We start from the raw sequence: 20,758 nt of genomic DNA on the forward strand, positions 1-20,758 counted from the left end.
GGTGATCAGTTCTTCCTTTCCAGGAGTCGGCCCGAGGGAGCGGTGAACTCACCGTCGGACACAATGCGTTGGCCCCGCAGCCAGGTGGACTTGACGACGCCGCTGAGGGTTTTGCCCGCGTACGCGGTGACCCGGTTGCGGTGCTGGAGCCGGGCGGGGTCCACGGTGAAGGTCTCGTCGGGCGCGAGGACCGCGAAGTCGGCGTCGCGGCCCGGCTCGATGGCGCCCTTGCGGTCGAGGCCGACCAGGCGCGCGGTGTGGGCGGACATCCAGCGCACGACGTCCTCCAGGCCGTGGCCGCGCGCGCGGGCCGCCGTCCACACGGCGGGCAGGCTGAGCTGGAGGCCGGAGATGCCGCCCCACGCGGTGGCGAAGTCCGGCGTCTTGAGGTCGGCGGTGGACGGGGAGTGGTCGGTGACGACGCAGTCGATGGTGCCGTCGGCGAGCGCCTGCCAGAGCAGGTCCTGGTTGGCGGCCTCGCGGATGGGCGGACAGCACTTGAACTCGCTGGCCCCGTCCGGGACTTCCTCCGCGGTGAGCGTGAGGTAGTGCGGGCAGGTCTCGACGGTCAGACGGACGCCCTCGCGCTTGGCGGCGCGGATCAGGGGCAGGGCGTCGGCCGATGACAGGTGCAGGACGTGCACGCGGGCGCCGATGCGCCGGGCGAGGGCGATCAGGCCCTCGATGGCGGTGTCCTCGGAGACGCGCGGCCGGGTCGCCAGGTAGTCCGCGTACCTGGGCCCGCCGCCAGCGGGCGCGGCGGCCAGCTCGCGCGGATCCTCGGCGTGCACGATGAGCAGCCCGCCGAAACCGGCGATCTCCCCCATGGACGCGGCGAGCCGGTCCTGGTCCAGCTCCGGGAACTCGTCCACGCCCGAGGGCGAGAGGAAGCACTTGAAGCCGTAGACGCCCGCGTCGTGCAGGGGCCTGAGGTCCTTCACGTTGTCGGGCAGGGCGCCGCCCCAGAAGCCGACGTCGATGTGCGCCTTGGGCCGGGCCACCTCCTGCTTCGTACGGAGGTGCTCGACGGTCGTCGTCGGCGGCAGGGAGTTGAGCGGCATGTCGACGAGCGTCGTGATGCCGCCGGCCGCGGCCGCGCGCGTGGCGGTCCAGAACCCCTCCCACTCGGTGCGGCCGGGGTCGTTGACGTGCACGTGCGTGTCGACGAGCCCGGGCAGCAGCGCGTGGTCGCCGACGTCCTCCAGGCGGGCGCCCGGCTCCACGGGCGCGTCATGGGGGCGGACCGCCACGATCGTGCCGCCGCTGACGGCGACCGACGCGGCGCGCGTCCCCTCGGGGGTGATGACGCGCGTCGAGCGCAGCACCAGTTCGACGTCGGACACCGCGACCCCTCTCTCCTGCGGCCCTCCCGGCCGACCAGCGGAATTCAACGTTCTGTTGAAGGAGTTTTCACTCCGTCGCGAGCCGCGTCAAGGGTCTATACGTTTCCATAAAGTGGAAGTACAATTCCGTAGTTCAGAATGTAGCTCTCTACGACGCACCCCGGCGAAGACGCGTCGACCGCCTCGCGGGAGACCGGACAAACACGCACTGACCGGCACGGACGCCCCGCCCGCGCCGGATACGCTCCCGCAGGCGCCCGGTAGGCTGCATACCGCCTGCCAGTCGAAAGGAACGCGCCGTGCCGACGTCCAGCGCCAGCACCACCGACGCCGCGAAGTCCTCAGCTCCCGCGCCCGCGAGCGGGGGCGTCCAGTCCCTCGAGCGCGCCTTCGACCTCCTGGAGCGGATGGCGGACGCCGGGGGCGAGGTCGGCCTCAGCGAGCTGTCCGCGAGCAGCGGCCTGCCGCTGCCGACCATCCACCGCCTCATGCGCACGCTCGTCGCCTGCGGATACGTCCGCCAGCAGCCCAACCGGCGGTACGCGCTCGGGCCCCGCCTGATCCGCCTCGGCGAGTCCGCGTCCCGCCTCCTCGGCACCTGGGCGCGCCCCTACCTCGCCCGCCTGGTCGAGGAGACCGGCGAGACGGCGAACATGGCCCTGCTCGACGGCGACGAGGTCGTGTACGTGGCGCAGGTGCCCTCCAAGCACTCCATGCGCATGTTCACCGAGGTGGGGCGGCGGGTCCTGCCGCACTCCACCGGCGTGGGCAAGGCCCTTCTCGCGCACACTCCGCCGGACGAGGTGCGGGCGCTGCTCGCGCGGACGGGGATGCCCGCCGCCACGGAGAAGACCCTCACCACGCCGGACGGCTTCCTCGACGCGCTCGAAGAGGTCCGCCGTGCGGGGTACGCGGTCGACGACAACGAACAGGAGATCGGCGTGCGCTGCCTCGCCGTCTCCGTGCCCGATTCCCCCACCGCCGCGGCGATCTCCATCTCGGGCCCGGCGGGCCGCGTCACCGATGAGGCCACCCGCCGCATCGTCCCCGTCCTCCAGCAGGTCGCGGCCGAACTGTCCACGGCCCTGGCCAGCTCGGGCCCATCGTCCTGACCCCCGCGGGGCGCCCCTGACCCGCGCCCCCTCCCCGCCCCGAGGCCGAAGGCCGATGAAGGGGCGGGGCGCCCGGGGGCGGCAGTCCCTAGTTCCGGGAAGGGGCGGGGCTGGGGCGCGCCGCGAAGTCCGCCGCCCGCGCCCGCCGCAGAGCCCGCCGCAGGGCGACCGGCACCACGGGCGCCGGCACCACCAGGACGGGGCAGCCCGCGTGCGCCTCGGCGTAGCGGCGGATCCGCCCCCGCCACCACCCGCCCCGCGCCCCCACGACCAACAGATCCTCGGGCCGGCAGGCCACCCGGCACAGCGCGCGCTCCGGTCTGTCCCGCACCAGGCGCCGCTCCACCGTCACCCCCGGCGGCGCCCCGCCGAACGCCTCGCCGAAGGCCGCCGCGAGCCGCCCCCGCGCCACGTCCCGCCAGTGCTCGGCCCACGCCCGGTCGGGGTGGCGCAGATACAGCGCCTCCCCCTCCGGCGGCTCCCACGCGAGCACCGCGACCAGCTCCCGCCCGCTCCGCCGCGCCTCCCGCGCGGCGATCCGCAGCGCGGCGAGGCTCACCAGCGAGTCCCCGCCGACCCCGACCACCACGCGCCCCGGCCCTGCCGTCTCCGTCTCCACGTACCGCTCGCCGTCCACGTCGTCTCCTCGTACGTCTCCCTGCCCCTGCCAGGCCAACACCTCGGCCAAAGCGGCTGCTGATCTTGAGTGTGTAAGGTGATTGGCCTGGGCAGCAGGGCCAATCGGAAGGATCTGGCATGGCAGAGGCGCACGTGGTCCACTCCGTGGACAGGCGGCTCGGCGGTACGCGGCTCGCCGGCCTGGTGACCGACCTCGCCGGGGCCCGGCCGGGCTACCGCGCGCTCGCCCAGGCGGTCCGCACCCTGCTGCTCGACGGCCGCGTGCCGCTGCACACCCGGCTGCCTGCCGAGCGCGAGCTGGCGACGGCACTGGGTGTCAGCCGGGCCACCGTCACGGCGGCGTACGACCTGCTGCGCGACAGCGGGTTCGCGCGCAGCCGCCGCGGCGCGAGCACCTGGACGGAGCTGCCGGAGGGCCGCCGCCCGGCCAGCGTGGCGGCGTTCCCCCTCGGCGACCCGGGCGGCGACGTCATCGACCTGGCGGTGGCGGCGCCGCCCGCGCCGGAGGCGGAGCTGAGCGCGGCGCTCGCGGCGGCCGCCGCCCGGCTGCCCGAGCACGCGCCGACCGCGGGCTACCACCCTTACGGACTCCCGGAGTTGCGCGCGGCGGTCGCGGAGCGGTTCACGCGCCGGGGCCTGCCGACGCTGCCGGACCAGATCCTGATCACGACCGGCGCCCAGCACGCGATCTCCCTGGCCCTCGCGCTGCTCGGCCGCCCCGGCGACCGCGCCCTCGTCGAGAATCCGTCGTACCCCAACGCGCTCGACGCGATCCGCCGCGCGGGCATGCGCGCGACGCCTGTGCCGGTCACCGACGCGGGCTGGGACACCGCCCTGATCGAGTCCACGCTGCGGCACGCGGCGCCCCGCCTCGCCTACCTCGTACCGGACTTCCAGAATCCGACGGGCGCCCTGATGGGCCACGAGCAGCGGCTGCGGATCCTGGAGACCGCCCGCGCGACGGGCACCTGGCTCCTCGTCGACGAGACGATCGCCGACATCGCGCTCGACGTGCCGCCGCCCGCGCCGTTCGCCTCGCTCGCGCCGCACGGGGTCGCCGAACAGGTCGTCACCGTGGGCTCGTTGAGCAAGTCGCACTGGGGCGGCCTTCGCCTCGGGTGGGTCCGGGCCGGGTCCCGCCTGATCACGGAGCTGGCCATGGCGCGGGTGCCGTCCGACATGGCCACGCCGGTGATCGAGCAGCTCGTCGCGCTGCACCTGCTCCAGAGCATGGACGAGACGCTGCGCGTACGGATCGCCTCCCTGCGGGCCTCGCGGGACGCGCTCGCCGCCGCCCTGACGCGGCACCTGCCCGAATGGCGCTGGCAGTTGCCCCCCGGCGGGCTCTCCCTGTGGGTGGACCTGGGGGCACCGGTCGCCTCGGCCCTCGCGCGGGCCGCGCTGGCGCGGGGGGTGCGGATCGAGGGAGGCTCCCGCTTCGGGGCGGACCCCGGTACGCATGAGCACCGGCTGCGGATCCCCTACACGCTGCCACCGGACCGGTGCGAGCACGCGGCCGGCCTCCTGGCCGCCGCCCTGGCCGACGATGCGAAAGCCCCCCCACTGGGTACGCCGCTGCCCGGCGACTGGGTGGCCTAGCCCACGCGGCGCACACCGGACCCGCCCCTAGAGGCGCGCTCGCCGGACCGGTAGCGGTGCCCCGGAGGCGGCCCGCGGACTGGCGGGCGGCAGTCGCCGCCCCACCCGCGCCCACCGGATGGTAGAAGTCCTCCCATGACCGACGCCATGGAACACACCCGGCCCCTGGACCTGACCCTCGCTCAGCGGACCCTCGCCGCCCAGCCGTTCAGCCGCCTCGTGCAGGCGGAGATCACCGCGTTCGGCGACGGCGCGGCCACGCTGGAGATACCCCTGCGCGCCGAACTGCTCCAGCAGAACGGCTTCGTGCACGGCGGCGTCCTGTCCTACGCGGCGGACAACGGCATCACGTTCGCCGCCGGCACGGCCCTCGGCCCGGCGGTCCTGACGTCCGGCTTCTCCATCCAGTACGTGCGCCCGGCCACCGGCGTCCGCCTCGTCGCCCGCGCCACGGTCGCCCACGCGGGCCGCCGGCAGGCCGTCGTACGGTGCGATCTGCTGACCGTCGACGACCAGGGCGCCGAGACGCTCTGCGCCCTGGCCCAGGGCACGGTCCGCGCGGCGGGCTGAGCCGCGGCCCGGGGGTCTCAGGCCCCCGCGATCTCCGCGAGCCGCACCACCCGGCGCTCGGCCCTCGACAGCTCGCACGCCTCGGCGATGCGCAGCGCGTGCAGCGCCTCCCGGCCGTCGCAGGGGTTGGCAAGATCGCCGCGTACGACACCGACGAACGCGGCCAGCTCCGCCTCGTACGCCGGGGCGAAGCGCTCGAGGAAGCCGGGCCAGGGCTTGTCGGGGGCGCCGGGTCCTTCCGGCTCGGCGGAGGTGAGCGGGGTGCGGGCGCTCACACCGACCGCGAGCTGGTCGGCCTCGCCCGCCAGCTCCATGCGGACGTCGTAGCCCGCGCCGTTGCAGCGCGTCGCCGTCGCCGTCGCCAGGGTGCCGTCGTCGAGGGTGAGCACGACGGCCGCCGTGTCGACGTCACCCGCCGCGCGGAACATCGCCGGACCCGCGTCGGACCCCGTCGCGTACACCTCGGTCACCTCACGCCCCGTCACCCAGCGCAGGATGTCGAAGTCGTGCACCAGGCAGTCCCGGTACAGGCCCCCGGACAGCGGCAGATACGCGGCGGGCGGCGGCGCCGGGTCCGAGGTCATGGCCCGCACGGTGTGCAGCCGCCCGAGCTTCCCGGCGCGCACGGCCGCGCGCGCCGCCGCGTACCCGGCGTCGAAGCGGCGCTGGAAACCCAGCTGCAAAATCGTTCCGGCGGACTCGACGTCGGCGAGGGCGGCCAGGGTGCCCGGCAGGTCGAGCGCGATGGGCTTCTCGCAGAACACCGGGAGTCCGGCCCGCGCCCCCCGGGCGATCAGCGGCGCGTGCGCGGCCGTCGCCGCCGTGATCACCAGCGCGTCCACGCCCGGCCCCGCCGTCCCGCCGGTGAACAGCGCGTCCACCGAAGGGGCCGCCGTCGCCCCGAGCCGCGCCGCGAGATCCGCGGCCCGCGCGGTGTCCACGTCCGCGACCACGATCGATTCCACCTCCGGACGGCGGGCGAGGGCCGCCGCGTGGAAGGTGCCGATACGTCCCGTTCCGATCAGTCCGATGCGCATGGGCCCCACCCTCGCGACGCACCCACGCCCCTGTCAATGGTTTGTCCTGACAACAGAACTTCCGAACTTCCCGTCATCATCTCCCCGGACTACGCTCGCCCCGTGACCGAACCAGCAGCAGCCAAAGCCGCGAAACCGGCCGTGGACCCCACCGTGGCCCTGCACCTCGGCGTCGACCGCAGCAGCCCGGTCCCGCTGTACTTCCAGCTGTCCCAGCAGCTGGAGGCGGCGATCGAGCGCGGCGCGCTCACGCCCGGAAGCCTGCTCGGCAACGAGATCGAGCTTGCCGGGCGGCTCGGCCTCTCGCGGCCCACCGTCCGCCAGGCCATCCAGTCACTCGTCGACAAGGGCCTGCTCGTGCGGCGCCGGGGCGTCGGCACCCAGGTCGTGCACAGCCAGGTCAAGCGCCCCCTGGAGCTGAGCAGCCTGTACGACGATCTGGAGGCGGCGGGCCAGCGCCCCGAGACCCGGGTCCTGCGCAACGTCGTCGAGCCCGCGTCCGCCGAGACCGCGGCCGCCCTCGGCGTGGCCGAGGGCAGCGACGTCCACCTGATCGAGCGGCTGCGGCTCGCGCACGGCGAGCCCATGGCCTGTCTGCGCAACCACATCCCGGCCGGGCTGCTCCCCCTCGACACCGCGCCCCTGGAGGCCACGGGCCTGTACCGGCTGATGCGGGCCGCGGGCATCACGCTGCACAGCGCCCGGCAGTCCGTGGGCGCCCGCGCCGCGGGGGAGGAAGAGGCCGAGCTGCTCGCCGAGCCGGCGGGCGCGCCGGTGCTCACCATGCGGCGCACGACCTTCGACGACACGGGCCGCGCGGTCGAGTACGGCTCGCACCTCTACCGCGCCTCGCGGTACTCCTTCGAGTTCCAGCTGCTCGTACGCCCCTGACCTGGCGCGGCGCCGAAGAAGTAAGAATGTTCTGACAAATTCATTGACGGTGGGCCGCGCCCCCGGCTACAACTCCCTCCAGCCGCACAGCAGCGGCGGCCGGGAGCAAGCCGGGAGAAGGGTGGCACCACCATGCGTACAGCCCGCACGGCAGCAGCCGTCATCGCGGTCGTCGCGCTCGCGGCAGGCTGTAGCGGCTCCGGCGGCAAATCCGATGAGAACGGTGCGAACGGTGCGAATGGCGCGGACGGCGGCTCCGGCGGGAAGGCGGCCGGCACCCCGCGCCTGAAGATCGCGATGATCACGCACTCCGGCGAGGGCGACACGTTCTGGGACATCGTGCAGAACGGCGCCGAGGAGGCGGCGAAGAAGGACAACGTCGAGTTCCTGTACTCCAGCGACAAGGAGGGCAAGGGCCAGGCCGAGCTGGTCCAGACCGCCATCGACAAGAAGGTCGACGGGATCGTCGTGACCCTCGCCAAGCCCGAGGCCATGCGGGCCGTGCTCGGCAAGGCCAGGAAGGCGGGCATCCCCGTGGTCACGATCAACTCGGGCGGCGAGTTCTCCACCCGGTTCGGCGCGCTCGGTCACATCGGGCAGGACGAGGCCGTGGCGGGCGAGGCCGTCGGCGACGAGCTGGACAGGCGCGGCAGGAAGAAGGCCCTGTGCGTGATCCACGAGCAGGGAAACGTCTCCCTGGAGCAGCGCTGCGCGGGCGTGCGGAAGACCTTCGGGGGCTCGGTCGAGAACCTGAACGTCGACGGCACCAACCAGCCCGGCGCCCAGTCGTCCATCAGCGCGAAGCTCCAGGCCACCAAGGGTATCGACGCGGTCGTCACGCTGGGCGCGCCGGTCGCGGCGGTGTCCGTGAAGGCCAGGGAGGACGCCGGCAGCAAGGCGGAGATCGACACCTTCGACCTGAACGCCGAGGTCGTGCGGCGGCTCAAGGCGGGCGAGGTCGGCTTCGCCGTGGACCAGCAGCCCTACCTCCAGGGCTACCTCGCGATCGACGGGCTGTGGCTCTACAAGACCAACGCGAACGTCGTCGGCGGCGGCAAACCGGTCCTGACCGGGCCCGCCGTGGTCACCGAGAAGGACGTCCCGAAGCTGGAGAAGTTCACCGCCCGCGGCACCCGATGACCATGCGGGGCGACGGCGTGACCGATACTTGGGCGGCTGGGTCCGGTCACCGGGCCCAGCGGCACGAGAGACGCGGCGGGTCGCGGCACACTGTGCACACCGCGAACACGGCACTCTCAGCACACACAGCAAACACAGCACACGCAGTAAACACAGCACGCGCAGCAAACACTGCAAGCACGGCACAGCAAGAAGGGCACGGCGACGTGGCAAGGGTTCGAACGGGAGTACGTGCGGTGGGTGCCGTGCTGGTTGCGGTGCTCGGGGCGTCCCTCGTGGGATGCAGCAGCACCGGCGGCAAGCGCGCCGAGGACGCGCGCAAGGCGGCGCAGGCGTCAGGCAGGGCAGCGGTGGACACGCCGCGCTGGACCTTCGCGATGATCACCCACTCGGGCGACGGCGACACGTTCTGGGACATCGTCCAGAGCGGCGCGAAGCAGGCCGCCGTCAAGGACAACATCAAGTTCCTGTACTCGCACCACGACGAGGCGCAGCAGCAGGCCCAGCTCGTGGACGCGGCCATCGACAAGAAGGTCGACGGCATCATCGTCACCCTCGCCAAGCCGGACGCGATGAAGGCCGCCGTGGCCCGCGCCCGCAAGGCCGGGATCCCGGTGGTCACCGTGAACTCGGGCTCGGCGGAGTCCAAGGAGTTCGGCGCCCTGACCCACATCGGCCAGGACGAGACCATCGCGGGCGAGGCCGTCGGCGACGAGCTGAACAAGCGGGGCAGGAAGAAGGCCCTGTGCGTCCTGCACGAGCAGGGCAACGTCGGCCACGAGCAGCGCTGCGAGGGCGCCAAGAAGACCTTCAAGGGCGAGATGAAGAACCTGTACGTGGAGGGCACCAACATGCCCGACGTGCAGTCCGGCATCGAGGCCAAGCTCCAGGCCGACAAGGACATCGACGCCGTCGTCACGCTCGGCGCCCCGTTCGCCGACACCGCGGTGAAGGCGAAGGAGGGCGCGGGCAGCAAGGCCGAGATCGACACCTTCGACCTGAACGAGAAGGTCGCGGGCGGCCTGAAGTCGGGCGCCCTCGGCTTCGCCGTCGACCAGCAGCCCTACCTCCAGGGCTACGAGGCCGTGGACCTGCTGTGGCTCTACAAGTACAACGCGGACGTCCTCGGCGGCGGCAAGCCGGTCCTCACCGGCCCGCAGATCGTCACCAAGGACCAGGCCGGCGAGCTGGAGGACTACGCGAAGCGAGGGACCCGATGAGCGCGACCGCACCAGCACCGCACAGGCCCGCGAAGGCGGGGGACGAGCGCCTCCTGACGACCTCCCCCCTCAAGAAGCTCCTCGGCCGCCCCGAGCTGGGCTCGGTCGTCGGCGCCGTGGCGGTCTTCCTGTTCTTCGCGCTCGTCGCGGACAGCTTCCTCCAGGCCAGCAGCATCGCCACGGTCCTGTACGCGGCCTCCACGATCGGCATCATGGCGGTCCCGGTGGCGCTGCTCATGATCGGCGGCGAGTTCGACCTGTCGGCGGGCGTCATGGTCACGACGTCCGCGCTGATCTCGTCGATGTTCAGCTACCAGATGACCGCGAACGTCTGGGTCGGCGTCGGCGTCTCGCTGCTCGCGACCCTCGCCATCGGCGTGTTCAACGGCGTCATGCTGATCCGCACCGACCCGCCGAGCTTCATCATCACGCTCGGTACGTTCCTGATGCTGACCGGCGCGAACCTCGGCTTCACCAAGCTGATCAGCGACACCGTCTCCACCAAGTCGATCTCCGACATGGAGGGCTTCGCCTCCGCCAAGGACGTCTTCGCCTCCACGATCACCGTCGGCGGCGTCGACTTCAAGATCACGATCGTCTGGTGGCTCGCGATGGTCGCGGTCGCCACCTGGATCCTGCTCCGCACCCGCGCGGGCAACTGGATCTTCGCGGTCGGCGGCGGCGAGCAGGCCGCCCGCGCGGTCGGCGTCCCCGTCGGCAGGACGAAGATCGGCCTCTACATGGGCGTCGCCTTCGGCGCCTGGGTCTCCGGCCAGCACCTGCTCTTCAACTACGACGTCGTCCAGTCCGGCGAGGGCGTCGGCAATGAGCTGATCTACATCATCGCGGCCGTCATCGGCGGCTGCCTGATCACCGGCGGCTACGGCTCGGCGGTCGGCGCCGCGGTCGGCGCCCTGATCTTCGGCATGACCAGCAAGGGCATCGTGTACGCCGAGTGGAACCCGGACTGGTTCAAGTTCTTCCTCGGGGCGATGCTGCTCCTCGCGACCCTGCTGAACGCCTGGGTCCGCAAGCGCGCGGAGGCGACGAAATGACCACTGAGGCCGCACCCAAGGACGCCACGGCCCCCGCGGACGGCACGCCGCTCGTCGAGCTGGACGACGTCAGCAAGTACTACGGCAACATCCGCGCCCTCGAAGGCGTCTCCCTGGAGGTGCACGCGGGGGAAATCTCCTGCGTGCTCGGCGACAACGGCGCGGGCAAGTCGACCCTCATCAAGATCATCGCGGGTCTGCACCGGCACGACGCGGGCACCTTCCGGATCGAGGGCGAGGAGACCCGCCTCACCGGCCCCCGCGAGGCCCTGGACCGCGGCATCGCCACCGTCTACCAGGACCTGGCGGTCGTGCCCCTCATGCCGGTGTGGCGGAACTTCTTCCTCGGCTCCGAGCCCACCAAGGGCGCCGGCCCGTTCAAGCGCCTGGACGTCGAGCGCATGCGCGTGACGACCCACGCCGAGCTGCTCCGCATGGGCATCGACCTGCGCGACGTCGACCAGCCCATCGGCACCCTGTCCGGCGGCGAGCGCCAGTGCGTGGCGATCGCCCGCGCGGTCTACTTCGGCGCGAAGGTGCTCGTCCTGGACGAGCCGACGGCGGCGCTCGGCGTGAAGCAGTCGGGGGTCGTGCTCAAGTACGTCGCCGCCGCGCGTGACGCGGGGCTCGGCGTGGTGTTGATCACCCACAACCCGCACCACGCCTACCTCGTCGGCAACCGCTTCGTCCTCCTCAAGCGGGGGCGGATGTCCGGCTCCTACACCCGAGCCGACGTCACCCTCGACGAGCTGACCCGCCAGATGGCGGGGGGCTCCGAGCTGGAGGACCTCCGCCATGAGCTGGAGCGAGGCACCGCCCCGTAAGGGGCGCGGGGAACTGCGCGCTCGGCGCGCGAGGAGCCGCAGACGCGTCTGCTCAGCGCTCGGCAGGTGCGTCTGCGGCTTTGTCGTGGCTGGCCGCGCAGTTCCCCGCGCCCCTAGGGGGGCTCACCCGGAGCCCAGGTGGGAGCTGGGACGCGCCCTGGGGGGGCACCGCCCCTTAAGGGGCGCGGGGAACTGCGCGCTCGGCGCGCGAGGAGCCGCAGACGCGTCTGCCGAGGACCCGAGCAGATGCGTCTGCGGCTTTGTCGTGGCTGGCCGCGCAGTTCCCCGCGCCCCCAGGGGGGCACCCGGGGCCCGGGCGGGAGCTGGGACGCGCCCCCGGGGGGCACCGCCCCTTAGGGGGCTGACCCGGGAGCCCCGGTGGGAAAGCCCGGGGCGGCCGCGCCCCGGGTCCCCGTTGTGCGCGCCCCCGCGGGCGTGAGGCAGAATCGGCGCGATGAGCACCTACCGCGACCTCACGCACCGCGGCTCCGCACGAGCCACCGTCCTGCGGACCGTGGGCACGCGTGAGCGCCGTTCGCACCTGACGGCCCCCCGTGTCCCCACCGTCGGCATCGACATCGGCGGCACGAAGGTGATGGCGGGCGTCGTGGACGCCGACGGCAACATCCTGGAGACCCTGCGCACCGAGACGCCGGACAAGTCCAAGAGCCCCAAGGTCGTCGAGGACACCATCGTCGAGCTGGTCCTGGACCTCTCCGACCGGCACGACGTGCACGCCGTCGGCATCGGCGCCGCGGGCTGGGTCGACGCGGACCGCAACCGCGTCCTGTTCGCCCCGCACCTGTCCTGGCGCAACGAACCCCTGAGGGACCGCATCTCCGGCCGCCTCGCGGTGCCCGTCATGGTGGACAACGACGCGAACACCGCCGCCTGGGCCGAGTGGCGCTTCGGCGCGGGCCGCGGCGAGGACCACCTCGTCATGATCACCCTGGGCACCGGCATCGGCGGCGCCATCCTGGAGGACGGCCAGGTCAAGCGGGGCAAGTTCGGCGTCGCCGGCGAGTTCGGCCATATGCAGGTCGTGCCCGGCGGGCACCGCTGCCCGTGCGGCAACCGCGGCTGCTGGGAGCAGTACAGCTCCGGCAACGCGCTGGTGCGCGAGGCCCGCGAGCTGGCCGCCGCCGACTCCCCGGTCGCGTACGGGATCATCGAGCGCGTCAAGGGCAACGTCCCCGACATCACAGGCCCCCTCATCACCGAGCTGGCCCGCGAGGGCGACGCCATGTGCGTCGAGCTGCTCCAGGACATCGGCCAGTGGCTCGGCGTCGGCATCGCCAACCTCGCCGCGGCCCTCGACCCGTCCTGCTTCGTCATCGGCGGCGGCGTCAGCGCCGCCGACGACCTGCTCATCGGCCCCGCACGGGACGCCTTCCGCCGCCACCTCACCGGCCGCGGCTACCGCCCCGAGGCCCGCATCGCCCGCGCCCAGCTCGGCCCCGAGGCCGGCATGGTCGGCGCCGCCGACCTCGCCCGCCTGGTCGCCCGCCGCTTCCGCCGCGCCAACCGCCGCCGCGTCGAGCGCTACGAGCGGTACGAGCGCTACGCCCAGGCCCGCCAGGCCAACGACCGCACCGCCCAGGGAACCCCGTAGATGACCGTCCCCCGCCAGCCCTCGCCCCCGGACCTGCCCGGCGCCCCCGGCCCCGCCGACCGCGAGCCGCGCCCCGAGGGCCGCCGCCACATGATCCGCCGCCGCTGGCTCACCGCGACGATCATCGTGCTGCTCATCGGCGTCCCCGCGGGCTATCTGCTGATCTCCGCGAACCAGTCCCGCGACAGCGGCCGAGACAAGGAGAAGAAGTACTCCGCGACCGGCCTCACCGCGGGCTGGCCCTCCAAGGTCCAGCGCCGCCTCTACGACGTGCCGGTGCCGCCGTACTCGGCGGAGGTCGCCTACTACGAGACCAACAACTGGCGCACCAGCCGCCTGTACGTGCAGTTCCTCACCAGCAACGAGGGCCTGGAGAAGTTCCTCAAGGAGACCGGCACCAGCGCGAGCAAGCTGAAGAAGGACGACATCACCATCAGCAAGCGCGACCAGAACGTCGTCGGCTGGGAGTTCACAGGACCCGGCCCCTGGTGGGGCGTGACCCACGACCAGGACAACCCGGCCCCCACCCAGGACATCGTGGTGAGCCGCGCCAACCCGAAGCACCCGATGGTCTACGTGGTCTCCGCGACCACCCCGTAGACGGGTCAGAAAAAGCGCGGGACAGGAAGTGGCCGTGGCGGGTTCCGCCGCGGCCTCGTAGCATGACGCCATGATCCTCGGCCGCGGCAGCTCCGCCACCGGCGCCCACCGGGCCCGTGCGCTGCCTTCGCGCGGCTGTTGTTGATCCTTAAGCGCACCCCCGCCGAGCCCGTCCCGTACGCCGTGTGACCTCCCCCCGGTCCGGCGTACGCGCCACGCCGCACCCCTCCTGTCACGTCACGCCGCGCGGAAGGCCGCCCCCATGACGCCGCCCCACCCCACCCCGACCGAAGCCGCCCACGACCGGCGCAGGCTGCGCCAGTGGCTCGCGGGCGAGGCCCGCGCCGACGGCGTGGCCCGCCGTGACCTGCTGCGGCTCACGGCCGCCGCCGGCCTCGCGGCCTCCGCGCCGGGCCTCGGGAGCGCCCCGCGCGCGCACGCCGCCACGGCCCCCGCCATCGTCAAGGCGCTGCCCGACGAGCTGTTCACCGTGCGCGGCACGAACGCCGAGACGAAGTTCGAGGCCCTCGCGGCGACGGGCCACCTCACCCCCGCGTCCCACTTCTTCGTCCGCAACCACACCAGCACCCCCCAACTCACCGCCCACGACTGGAAACTCACCGTCTGGGGCGACGGACTCACCGGCGGCCCACGGGAGTTCACCCTCGCCGACCTCCAGCGGCTGCCGTCGACGACCCGCACCGCGTTCGTGGAGTGCGCGGGCAACGGCCGCGGCCTGTTCGCCACCCAGCAGGGCCGGCCGGTCACCGGCACGGCCTGGACCCTCGGCGCCATAGGCCAGGCGCGCTGGCGCGGCGTGCGCCTCGCCGACGTACTGCGCCGGGCGGGCCTCGCCCGCGACGCCGTGGACGTCATGCCCCGCGGCCTCGACGGCGACTACGTCACAGCCGACGGCACCAACCTCGGCCGGGTGCGCCGCCCGCTGCCCCTCACCAAGGCCCTGGACGACGTACTCCTCGCGTACGAGATGAACGGCGAGCCCCTGCCCGCCGACCACGGCCACCCGGTGCGCGTCCTCGTGCCCTCCTGGATCGGCGTCGCGTCCATCAAGTGGGTGGGCGACATCGAGGTCTCGTCGACTCCGCTCTACTCGCCCTGGAACACCGACTTCTACCGCCTGTACGGCCCCGGCCACCCCGCGGACGGCTCCGCGCCGCTCACCCGCCAGACCCTCAAGTCCGCCTTCGAACTGCCCTGGAACGCGCCGCTGGCCGCGGGCGTCCGGCACCGCCTCACCGGCCGCGCCTGGTCCGGCGCGGCCTCTGTCGCCCGCGTCGACGTCAGCACCGACGAGGGCGCCACCTGGCACCCGGCCCGGCTGCGCGACGAGCCGCGCCGCGGCTCCTGGGTGCGCTGGAGCACGACCTGGCGCCCGCGCGCCACGGGCCGCGCCACGCTGCTCGCCCGCGCCACCGACGCGACGGGCCGCACCCAGCCGCCCACGACGCCGCACAACACCCAGGGCTACCTCTTCGACGCCGTCGTACGGCACCCGGTGACGGTGGTGTGAGCCGCCGTCAGACCTCCGTGCCCGCGCCCCGCCGTTCGTACGCCGCCACGGCCACCGCCAGGTCCTGCCACGCCATCCCCGCCGACTTGAACAGGCGCGGCCGGTCCTCCGCGACCGGCACCTGGCCCCGCACCAACTCGCCCAGCGTGCGCAGCCCTTCGACGTCGAAGGCGCGGGCGGCGAGGGCCTGCACGATGTCGCCGCACTCGCGCAGCGCCACGGTCCTGGCCTCGGCGACGACCGTGGCCCGGCCCACGAGGTGCTCGTCCACCTCGCGCGCGTCCGGCTCGTGCGAGCCGACCGCCGCGACGGCCGCGTGCGGCGCGAGCAGCGCGCTGTCGAACAACGGCTCGCGCGCCGTCGTGCAGCAGCACACCACGTCGGCGTGCGCGACGTCCTCGGGCGCCGCGGCCGCCGCCGTGAGCCCCGCGCCCCGGCAGCGCTCCACGAACGCCGTGAGCCGCTCCGCATCCCGCCCCACCACGTCCACGTGCGCGAGCCCGGGCCGCACCGCCCGCACCGCCTCCACGTGCCCCCACGCCTGCGGCCCCGTCCCGAACACCAGCAGCCGCCGGGCCCCTGGCACGGCCAGGTGCCGCAGCGCCGCCCCGGACACGGCGGGCGTACGCAGCGACGTCAGCGCGATGCCGTCGAGCAGGGCCAGCGGAGTGTGACTCGCCCCGTCGAGCAGGAGGTAGAGGCCCTGGATGCGGGGCAGCCCGCGCGCGGGGTTGGCGGGCGTGACCGAGGCGACCTTCACGCCCGCGTACGCCGTCGTGGCCGAGGGCATCATCAGCAGCTGCCCGCCCGGCACCCCGACCACGGCACGCGCGGGCTCCGCCTCCGGATCAAGCCCGCCCCCCACGAGCACGGCCTCGACGGCGTCGACGGCCGCGGCCATCGGAACGAGCCGCGCCAGGGCGTCAGCGGCGATGTGGGGGAGGGGCTTTCCTGAAGGTTCCGCGGAGAACGGCAGTGGATTCATCCCATGACCCTCACCGATGCGGGCACCCCGGAAACCCCGCACCAGCACCCTGAAAGGGCGCGGGGAACCGCGCGACCAGCCACAACAATCCCGCCGACGTGCCGTCGCTCAGCCCTTGCGGCGCAGGCGCACGGCGGCGACAGCGCCCAGTGCGGCGCCGGCAGCCAGAGCGATGAGCCCCCTGACCCAGACCTCCTGTTCGATCTGCGTCGCGAGCACAACGCAGGAGGCGGCTCCCAGTACCGGGACGGCGGTCGGCGCCCGGAAATGGTCGCGCGGGACAGTGTCGCGGCGCAGGACGAGGAGCGAGGTGTTGACGAGGAAGAACACCACGAGGAGGAGCAGGACCAGGGTGGAAGCGAGGGTGTCCACCTCGCCGGTCGTCGCGAGGAACAGAGAAAGCGCCGTCGTCGCGGCGATCGCCACCCAGGGCGTGCGCCGACGGGGCAGCACCGTCGTCAGAAAGGACGGCAGGAGGCCGTCCCGCGCCATGCCGTACGCCAGGCGTGAGGACATGATGCCGGTGAGCAGAGCGCCGTTCGCGACGGCCACCAGAGCGATCGCGCTGAAGAGTTCGGTGGGGACCCGGCCCGCCACCCGGACGACTTCGAGCAGCGGCCCGCTCGACCCGGCCAGCCTTCCGGTCGGTACGGCTGCCGCCGCGGCGGCGCCGACCAGCGCGTACACCGCGCCCGCGGTGAGCAGGGCCCCGAAGAGCGCTCGGGGGTACGACCGGCGAGGATCCCTGGTCTCCTCGGCCACGTTGACGGACGTCTCGAAGCCGACGAAGGAGTAGTAGGCGAGCACGGCCCCGCTGAACAGAGCCGCCGCGGGCCCCTTGCCCGCGGTCCCCAGGTCCGTCAGCCTCCCCAGGTCCCCGTCGCCGCGCAGCACGATCCAGCAGCCAAGCCCGATCACGAGCAGCAGTCCGCCGACCTCGATGACGGTGGCGACCACGTTGGCGCGCGTCGACTCGCTGATGCCGCGCGCGTTCAGCAGCGCCAGCGCGACCAGGAACACGATCAGTACGAGCACGAGGGGCAGGGTGACGAACTCGGCCAGATAGTCACCGCCGAACCCCCGGGCCAGGGCGGCCACCGAGACCACGCCGGCGGCCAGCATGCAGAACCCGGTCAGGAACCCGGCGAACGGCCCGAACGCCAGGGTCGCGTAGTGCGACGAACCACCCGCGCGCGGATACTTGGTGACCAGCTCGGCGTAGGAGGCGGCGGTCAGCAGTGCCAGACACAGAGCGGCGAGCAGCGGGGCCCACACCGCACCGCCGGAGTCGGCCGCGACCTGCCCGACCAGGACGTACACGCCCGCCCCCAGGACGTCTCCCAGGATGAAGAAGTAGAGCAGCGGCGTGGTCAGCGCCTTCTTGAGCGACGTCGGGGACTGGGACGTCTCCGACTGGGCGGGGGGCGTTCTCACGTGATCCCGTATACCCGTCCTGGTGTTCGGCAGGCGGCTCGTCCCCCGGATGCGGGTGACCCGTCGGCCCACGGTCAACCTGTGGGCCCTCCGCGGTGAGCCGCGGAGGGCCCCGGCGCTTCCCCGCGTACGAGGAGGCGCTCAGACCGTCGTCGGGAACCGCTCCCAGACGCGGTGCGCGCCCATCAACGCGGTCAGCTCGCCGAGGACGCGGGGGCCGGAGGCGCCGCTGACGACGCCCGGCGCGTCCGCCGCGATGCCCGCCGCGGCCAGGGCCGTCTCCGCGCCCGCCCAGCCGCCGATGGCCTTGCCGTGGCGGAAGGCTTCCGACAGCAGCAACAGGACCCGCGGGTCGGTGGCGGCGGTCTTCTTCCGGGCGTTGGGCTTACGACCCTTGCCCGCCTTGGCGTCCCTGGCCGCGAACGCGTCCGCGCCCGAGCTGAGCGGGCCCGCCACGAGCAAGGCGTCGTACTCGACCGAGCGTGCGGTGGCGTAGGTGCGCTGCACGGTGAGCGGGCCGCCGGAGGCGTCCAGGGAGCCGCCCGTGGGGGCGATGACGAGGGGCACCATCCCGGCGTCGAGGATGTCCTGACGCACCTTCCGCACCCCGTCGAGGTCACAGTCGGCGTCGGCGATGACGCCGATGATCCGGCCGTCCAGCGGCCACGTGCGGCCGACCTGGGAGAGGGCGGGGCTCGGGGTGGGCTTCGCCGGCTTCACCGTGGGGGCCGGCGCGGGCAGGCCGAGGCCGGCAGCGACCTGCTCGCTCAGCACGGGGTCGATGTTGGCGAGCACCTGGAGCGCCCGCTCCTTGATCGCCTGCTCGTAGCATTTGCTCAGCTCGAAGGTGTAGGCGGCGATGATGTGTTCGCGCTCGATGTCGCTCATGCTCAGCCAGAACAACCGGGGTTGGCTGAAGTGGTCGTCGAAGGAGGCCGGTGCCTCGCGGACCTTCCGGCCCTCCGGAACCGTCACCGGCCGCTCGACGTACGCTCCCACGTCCTCCCCGGCCACGAAGGGGCAGCCGCCGTCCAGGGAGTTGGGTTTGTACGGGGCCGCCCCTCGGTGTACAGCCGTCTGGTGCATGCCGTCGCGCAGCATGTCGTTGACGGGGGCGTGCGGGCGATTGATCGGCAGCTGGGCGAAGTTGGGGCCGCCGAGCCGAGTGATCTGCGTGTCGAGGTAGGAGAACAGGCGACCGGAGAGCAGCGGGTCGTCGGTGATGTCGATACCGGGCACCAGGTGGCCGACGTGGAAGGCGACCTGCTCGGTCTCGGCGAAGAAATTGCTGGGGTTGGCGTTGAGCGTGAGCAGTCCGACCGGCTGCACCGGGGCCAGTTCCTCGGGCACGAGCTTCGTCGGGTCGAGCAGATCGATGCCCTCGAACGTCTGGTCGGCGGTGTCGGGGAACACCTGGATCCCCAGTTCCCACTGCGGGTACGCGCCGGCCTCGATCGCGTCGGCCAGGTCGCGGCGGTGGAAGTCCGGGTCCACGCCATTGGTGATCTGCGCTTCCTCCCAGACCAGCGAGTGCACACCCAGCTTCGGCTTCCAGTGGAACTTCACCAGCGAGGTGGAACCGCCGGCGTCGACCAGGCGGAACGTGTGGACGCCGAAGCCCTCCATCATGCGGTACGAGCGCGGAATGCCCCGGTCCGACATGTTCCACAGCGTGTGGTGGGTGGCTTCGGTGTGCAGGGTGACGAAGTCCCAGAACGTGTCGTGCGCGCTCTGCGCCTGCGGGATCTCCCGGTCGGGGTGCGGCTTGCCCGCGTGGATGATGTCGGGGAACTTGATCGCGTCCTGGATGAAGAAGACCGGCATGTTGTTGCCGACCAGGTCGAAGGTGCCTTCCGTGGTGTAGAACTTCGTGGCGAAACCGCGGGTGTCCCGGACGGTGTCGGAGGATCCACGGGAGCCGAGGACCGTGGAGAAGCGGACGAACACCGGCGTCTCGACACCCTTGCCCAGGAAGGCCGCCTTGGTGACCGCGGAGGCGGTCCCGTAGCCCTCGAAGACGCCGTGGGCGGCGGCCCCGCGGGCGTGCACGACCCGCTCGGGGATGCGTTCGTGATCGAAGTGGGTGATCTTCTCCCGCAGGTGGTGGTCCTGGAGCAGCACCGGGCCGCGCGGGCCCGCCTTGAGGGAGTGGTCCGTCTCGTACAGCCGGACGCCCTGCGCGGTGGTCAAGTAGCCCTCGCCCTGAGCCATGTGCGCGGGGTCCGCGGCGGTTGCCTGACCGGTCGGGCTGACGGTGGCCGGGCCGCTCTGGTCGGGTTTGGGCGGCAGCGGGGCGCGCGGGGTGGTGGGCTCGGCGACCGGCGGGGTCTCGGCGCCGGGTTTGCCCGGGACGCCGTCGGCGGGGCCGGCGCCCGGGGCCGGGGCGTCGACGGCCTTCTTGGCCCCAGCCTTCCGGGGGCTCTTCTTGCGCCCCTGCTCGGGCTTCGCCGCCGCTGCCGGCTTCTTGGCGGTCGGCTTCTTGGCCTTCTCCTTGGCGGGCGCCGGCTTCTCCGCCACCGGCGCGGCCCTCTTGGCCGTCTTCTTCCTCGCGGGCTTACCCGCGGCCGCCGCCGACGAGGCGGTCTTCTTCGACAGCTTGTCGGCAGCCTTCTTGTCCGGCATGCGCTCTCCAACCGTGGGGGTGTGTGAGGTGCAGCTGAGGGGGCGAGGTCTAGGGAGCGGTGTCGCTCATCGGATCCCGCAAGGCCGTACGTCCCTTGCGCCAGGCGGCGAGAAGGTGCTCACCCAGTTGGTCCTCCAGGAAGCCGGTCGACCGGACGGGGAACGCGATGCCGGGGGCGAGCCCGGGCTCGTCCTCCGGAACACCGCCGATCACGCCCCGTCGCACCACCAGCTCATGGACGGCGTCCGCCACCACATCCTCTTCGCAGCATCGCAGGGCGGCCTGCCCGGCGCCCGCCTGGTGCGGCGCCCGGGCGAGTGGCGCAGCTCGTACAGGAGGCAGAGGCAGAGCCGGAGGTCTCGCCGTGCGGTCGGGCACGGGTGATGTCCTCGGGGTCGCCGGAACGCCGACGGGGGCATCGACGGTGATCACAGGGCCTCCATGCTGATCGGGGCGGTCACCCACCGCGCCCCACGAGGGCAGCTTCAACAATCCAGACTCCGCCTGTCACCGCCGGACCACCACTCGAGGACCGGCCCCTCC

Annotated in this window: 18 protein-coding genes; 11 read left to right on the plus strand and 7 right to left on the minus strand. The window is 73.0% G+C overall.

Features of this window, described 5'->3' with window-relative positions; genetic code table 11:
* Positions 1-5 precede the first annotated feature (5 nt).
* The gene (allB, locus tag AC07GB_RS08180; protein ID WP_478842773.1) at positions 6-1,343 is read right to left on the minus strand and encodes an allantoinase AllB; all 1,338 of its coding nucleotides are present in this window, start codon (positions 1,341-1,343) and stop codon (positions 6-8) included.
* Between the two features lie 299 nt (positions 1,344-1,642).
* On the opposite strand from allB, the gene AC07GB_RS08185 reads away from it, so the two are divergent.
* Positions 1,643-2,455: an IclR family transcriptional regulator gene (locus AC07GB_RS08185; protein WP_478842775.1), complete on the plus strand. Its 813-nt coding sequence runs from the start codon at positions 1,643-1,645 to the stop codon at positions 2,453-2,455.
* An 88-nt stretch (positions 2,456-2,543) separates the two neighbouring features.
* On the opposite strand, the gene AC07GB_RS08190 is transcribed toward AC07GB_RS08185, so the two are convergent.
* Positions 2,544-3,134, minus strand: coding sequence for a universal stress protein (locus AC07GB_RS08190; protein WP_478843282.1), 591 nt, complete (start codon positions 3,132-3,134; stop codon positions 2,544-2,546).
* Positions 3,135-3,211: 77 nt separating this feature from the next.
* Here AC07GB_RS08190 and yczR point away from each other — a divergent pair, with 77 nt between their 5' ends.
* Together yczR and AC07GB_RS08200 are read left to right on the plus strand one after the other, a co-directional pair.
* Positions 3,212-4,693: a MocR-like transcription factor YczR gene (gene yczR / locus AC07GB_RS08195; protein WP_478842777.1), complete on the plus strand. Its 1,482-nt coding sequence runs from the start codon at positions 3,212-3,214 to the stop codon at positions 4,691-4,693.
* A 135-nt stretch (positions 4,694-4,828) separates the two neighbouring features.
* Positions 4,829-5,263 carry a PaaI family thioesterase gene (locus AC07GB_RS08200; protein WP_478842779.1) on the plus strand — a complete coding sequence of 145 codons (435 nt, stop codon included), beginning with the start codon at positions 4,829-4,831 and terminating at the stop codon, positions 5,261-5,263.
* Positions 5,264-5,280: 17 nt separating this feature from the next.
* On the opposite strand, the gene AC07GB_RS08205 is transcribed toward AC07GB_RS08200, so the two are convergent.
* On the minus strand, positions 5,281-6,300 hold the full coding sequence (locus AC07GB_RS08205; RefSeq protein WP_478842781.1) for a Gfo/Idh/MocA family protein: 1,020 nt from the start codon (positions 6,298-6,300) through the stop codon (positions 5,281-5,283).
* 141 nt (positions 6,301-6,441) lie between these two features.
* On the opposite strand from AC07GB_RS08205, the gene AC07GB_RS08210 reads away from it, so the two are divergent.
* From AC07GB_RS08210 to AC07GB_RS08245, 8 genes are all read left to right on the plus strand, one after another.
* Positions 6,442-7,191, plus strand: coding sequence for a GntR family transcriptional regulator (locus AC07GB_RS08210; RefSeq protein WP_478843284.1), 750 nt, complete (start codon positions 6,442-6,444; stop codon positions 7,189-7,191).
* A 132-nt stretch (positions 7,192-7,323) separates the two neighbouring features.
* Positions 7,324-8,331 carry a sugar ABC transporter substrate-binding protein gene (locus tag AC07GB_RS08215; protein WP_478842783.1) on the plus strand — a complete coding sequence of 336 codons (1,008 nt, stop codon included), beginning with the start codon at positions 7,324-7,326 and terminating at the stop codon, positions 8,329-8,331.
* 206 nt (positions 8,332-8,537) lie between these two features.
* Positions 8,538-9,551 (plus strand): sugar ABC transporter substrate-binding protein, encoded by a 1,014-nt coding sequence (locus tag AC07GB_RS08220; RefSeq protein WP_478842785.1) that lies wholly within the window; start codon positions 8,538-8,540, stop codon positions 9,549-9,551.
* Entirely contained in the window at positions 9,548-10,606 is a 1,059-nt protein-coding gene (locus AC07GB_RS08225; protein ID WP_478842787.1) for an ABC transporter permease, read from the plus strand. Before AC07GB_RS08220 ends, AC07GB_RS08225 begins: the two co-directional genes overlap by 4 nt.
* A complete protein-coding gene (locus tag AC07GB_RS08230) occupies positions 10,603-11,430 on the plus strand; it encodes an ATP-binding cassette domain-containing protein (protein WP_478842789.1) in 828 nt (275 codons plus the stop codon). Before AC07GB_RS08225 ends, AC07GB_RS08230 begins: the two co-directional genes overlap by 4 nt.
* A 454-nt stretch (positions 11,431-11,884) precedes the next feature.
* Positions 11,885-13,042, plus strand: coding sequence for an ROK family glucokinase (locus AC07GB_RS08235; protein WP_478842791.1), 1,158 nt, complete (start codon positions 11,885-11,887; stop codon positions 13,040-13,042).
* A complete protein-coding gene (locus AC07GB_RS08240; RefSeq protein ID WP_478842793.1) occupies positions 13,043-13,642 on the plus strand; it encodes a sugar kinase in 600 nt (199 codons plus the stop codon).
* 262 nt (positions 13,643-13,904) lie between these two features.
* Positions 13,905-15,173 carry a sulfite oxidase gene (locus AC07GB_RS08245; protein ID WP_478842795.1) on the plus strand — a complete coding sequence of 423 codons (1,269 nt, stop codon included), beginning with the start codon at positions 13,905-13,907 and terminating at the stop codon, positions 15,171-15,173.
* Positions 15,174-15,180: 7 nt separating this feature from the next.
* Here AC07GB_RS08245 and AC07GB_RS08250 read toward each other — a convergent pair whose 3' ends face one another.
* From AC07GB_RS08250 to AC07GB_RS08265, 4 genes are all read right to left on the minus strand, one after another.
* Complete coding sequence (locus tag AC07GB_RS08250) at positions 15,181-16,158, minus strand: ornithine cyclodeaminase family protein (RefSeq protein WP_478842797.1); 978 nt, start codon at positions 16,156-16,158, stop codon at positions 15,181-15,183.
* A gap of 108 nt (positions 16,159-16,266) precedes the next feature.
* The gene (locus AC07GB_RS08255; RefSeq protein ID WP_478842799.1) at positions 16,267-17,592 is read right to left on the minus strand and encodes an APC family permease; all 1,326 of its coding nucleotides are present in this window, start codon (positions 17,590-17,592) and stop codon (positions 16,267-16,269) included.
* 141 nt (positions 17,593-17,733) lie between these two features.
* A complete protein-coding gene (locus AC07GB_RS08260; protein ID WP_478842801.1) occupies positions 17,734-20,214 on the minus strand; it encodes a catalase in 2,481 nt (826 codons plus the stop codon).
* Between the two features lie 49 nt (positions 20,215-20,263).
* Positions 20,264-20,467 (minus strand): hypothetical protein, encoded by a 204-nt coding sequence (locus tag AC07GB_RS08265; protein ID WP_478842803.1) that lies wholly within the window; start codon positions 20,465-20,467, stop codon positions 20,264-20,266.
* Positions 20,468-20,758: the final 291 nt, after the last annotated feature.

It is taken from the genome of Streptomyces sp. NPDC045778 (genome assembly GCF_056431945.1).

What these genes read in the sequence shown, in the direction of transcription:
- yczR (WP_478842777.1), top strand. Translation starts at nt 3,212, where the DNA reads ATGGCAGAGGCGCACGTGGTCCACTCCGTGGACAGGCGGCTCGGCGGT.
- AC07GB_RS08245 (WP_478842795.1), top strand. Translation starts at nt 13,905, where the DNA reads ATGACGCCGCCCCACCCCACCCCGACCGAAGCCGCCCACGACCGGCGC.
- AC07GB_RS08225 (WP_478842787.1), top strand. Translation starts at nt 9,548, where the DNA reads ATGAGCGCGACCGCACCAGCACCGCACAGGCCCGCGAAGGCGGGGGAC.
- AC07GB_RS08230 (WP_478842789.1), top strand. Translation starts at nt 10,603, where the DNA reads ATGACCACTGAGGCCGCACCCAAGGACGCCACGGCCCCCGCGGACGGC.
- AC07GB_RS08240 (WP_478842793.1), top strand. Translation starts at nt 13,043, where the DNA reads ATGACCGTCCCCCGCCAGCCCTCGCCCCCGGACCTGCCCGGCGCCCCC.
- AC07GB_RS08235 (WP_478842791.1), top strand. Translation starts at nt 11,885, where the DNA reads ATGAGCACCTACCGCGACCTCACGCACCGCGGCTCCGCACGAGCCACC.
- AC07GB_RS08205 (WP_478842781.1), bottom strand. Translation starts at nt 6,300, where the DNA reads ATGCGCATCGGACTGATCGGAACGGGACGTATCGGCACCTTCCACGCG.
- AC07GB_RS08260 (WP_478842801.1), bottom strand. Translation starts at nt 20,214, where the DNA reads ATGCCGGACAAGAAGGCTGCCGACAAGCTGTCGAAGAAGACCGCCTCG.
- AC07GB_RS08200 (WP_478842779.1), top strand. Translation starts at nt 4,829, where the DNA reads ATGACCGACGCCATGGAACACACCCGGCCCCTGGACCTGACCCTCGCT.
- AC07GB_RS08250 (WP_478842797.1), bottom strand. Translation starts at nt 16,158, where the DNA reads ATGAATCCACTGCCGTTCTCCGCGGAACCTTCAGGAAAGCCCCTCCCC.
- AC07GB_RS08215 (WP_478842783.1), top strand. Translation starts at nt 7,324, where the DNA reads ATGCGTACAGCCCGCACGGCAGCAGCCGTCATCGCGGTCGTCGCGCTC.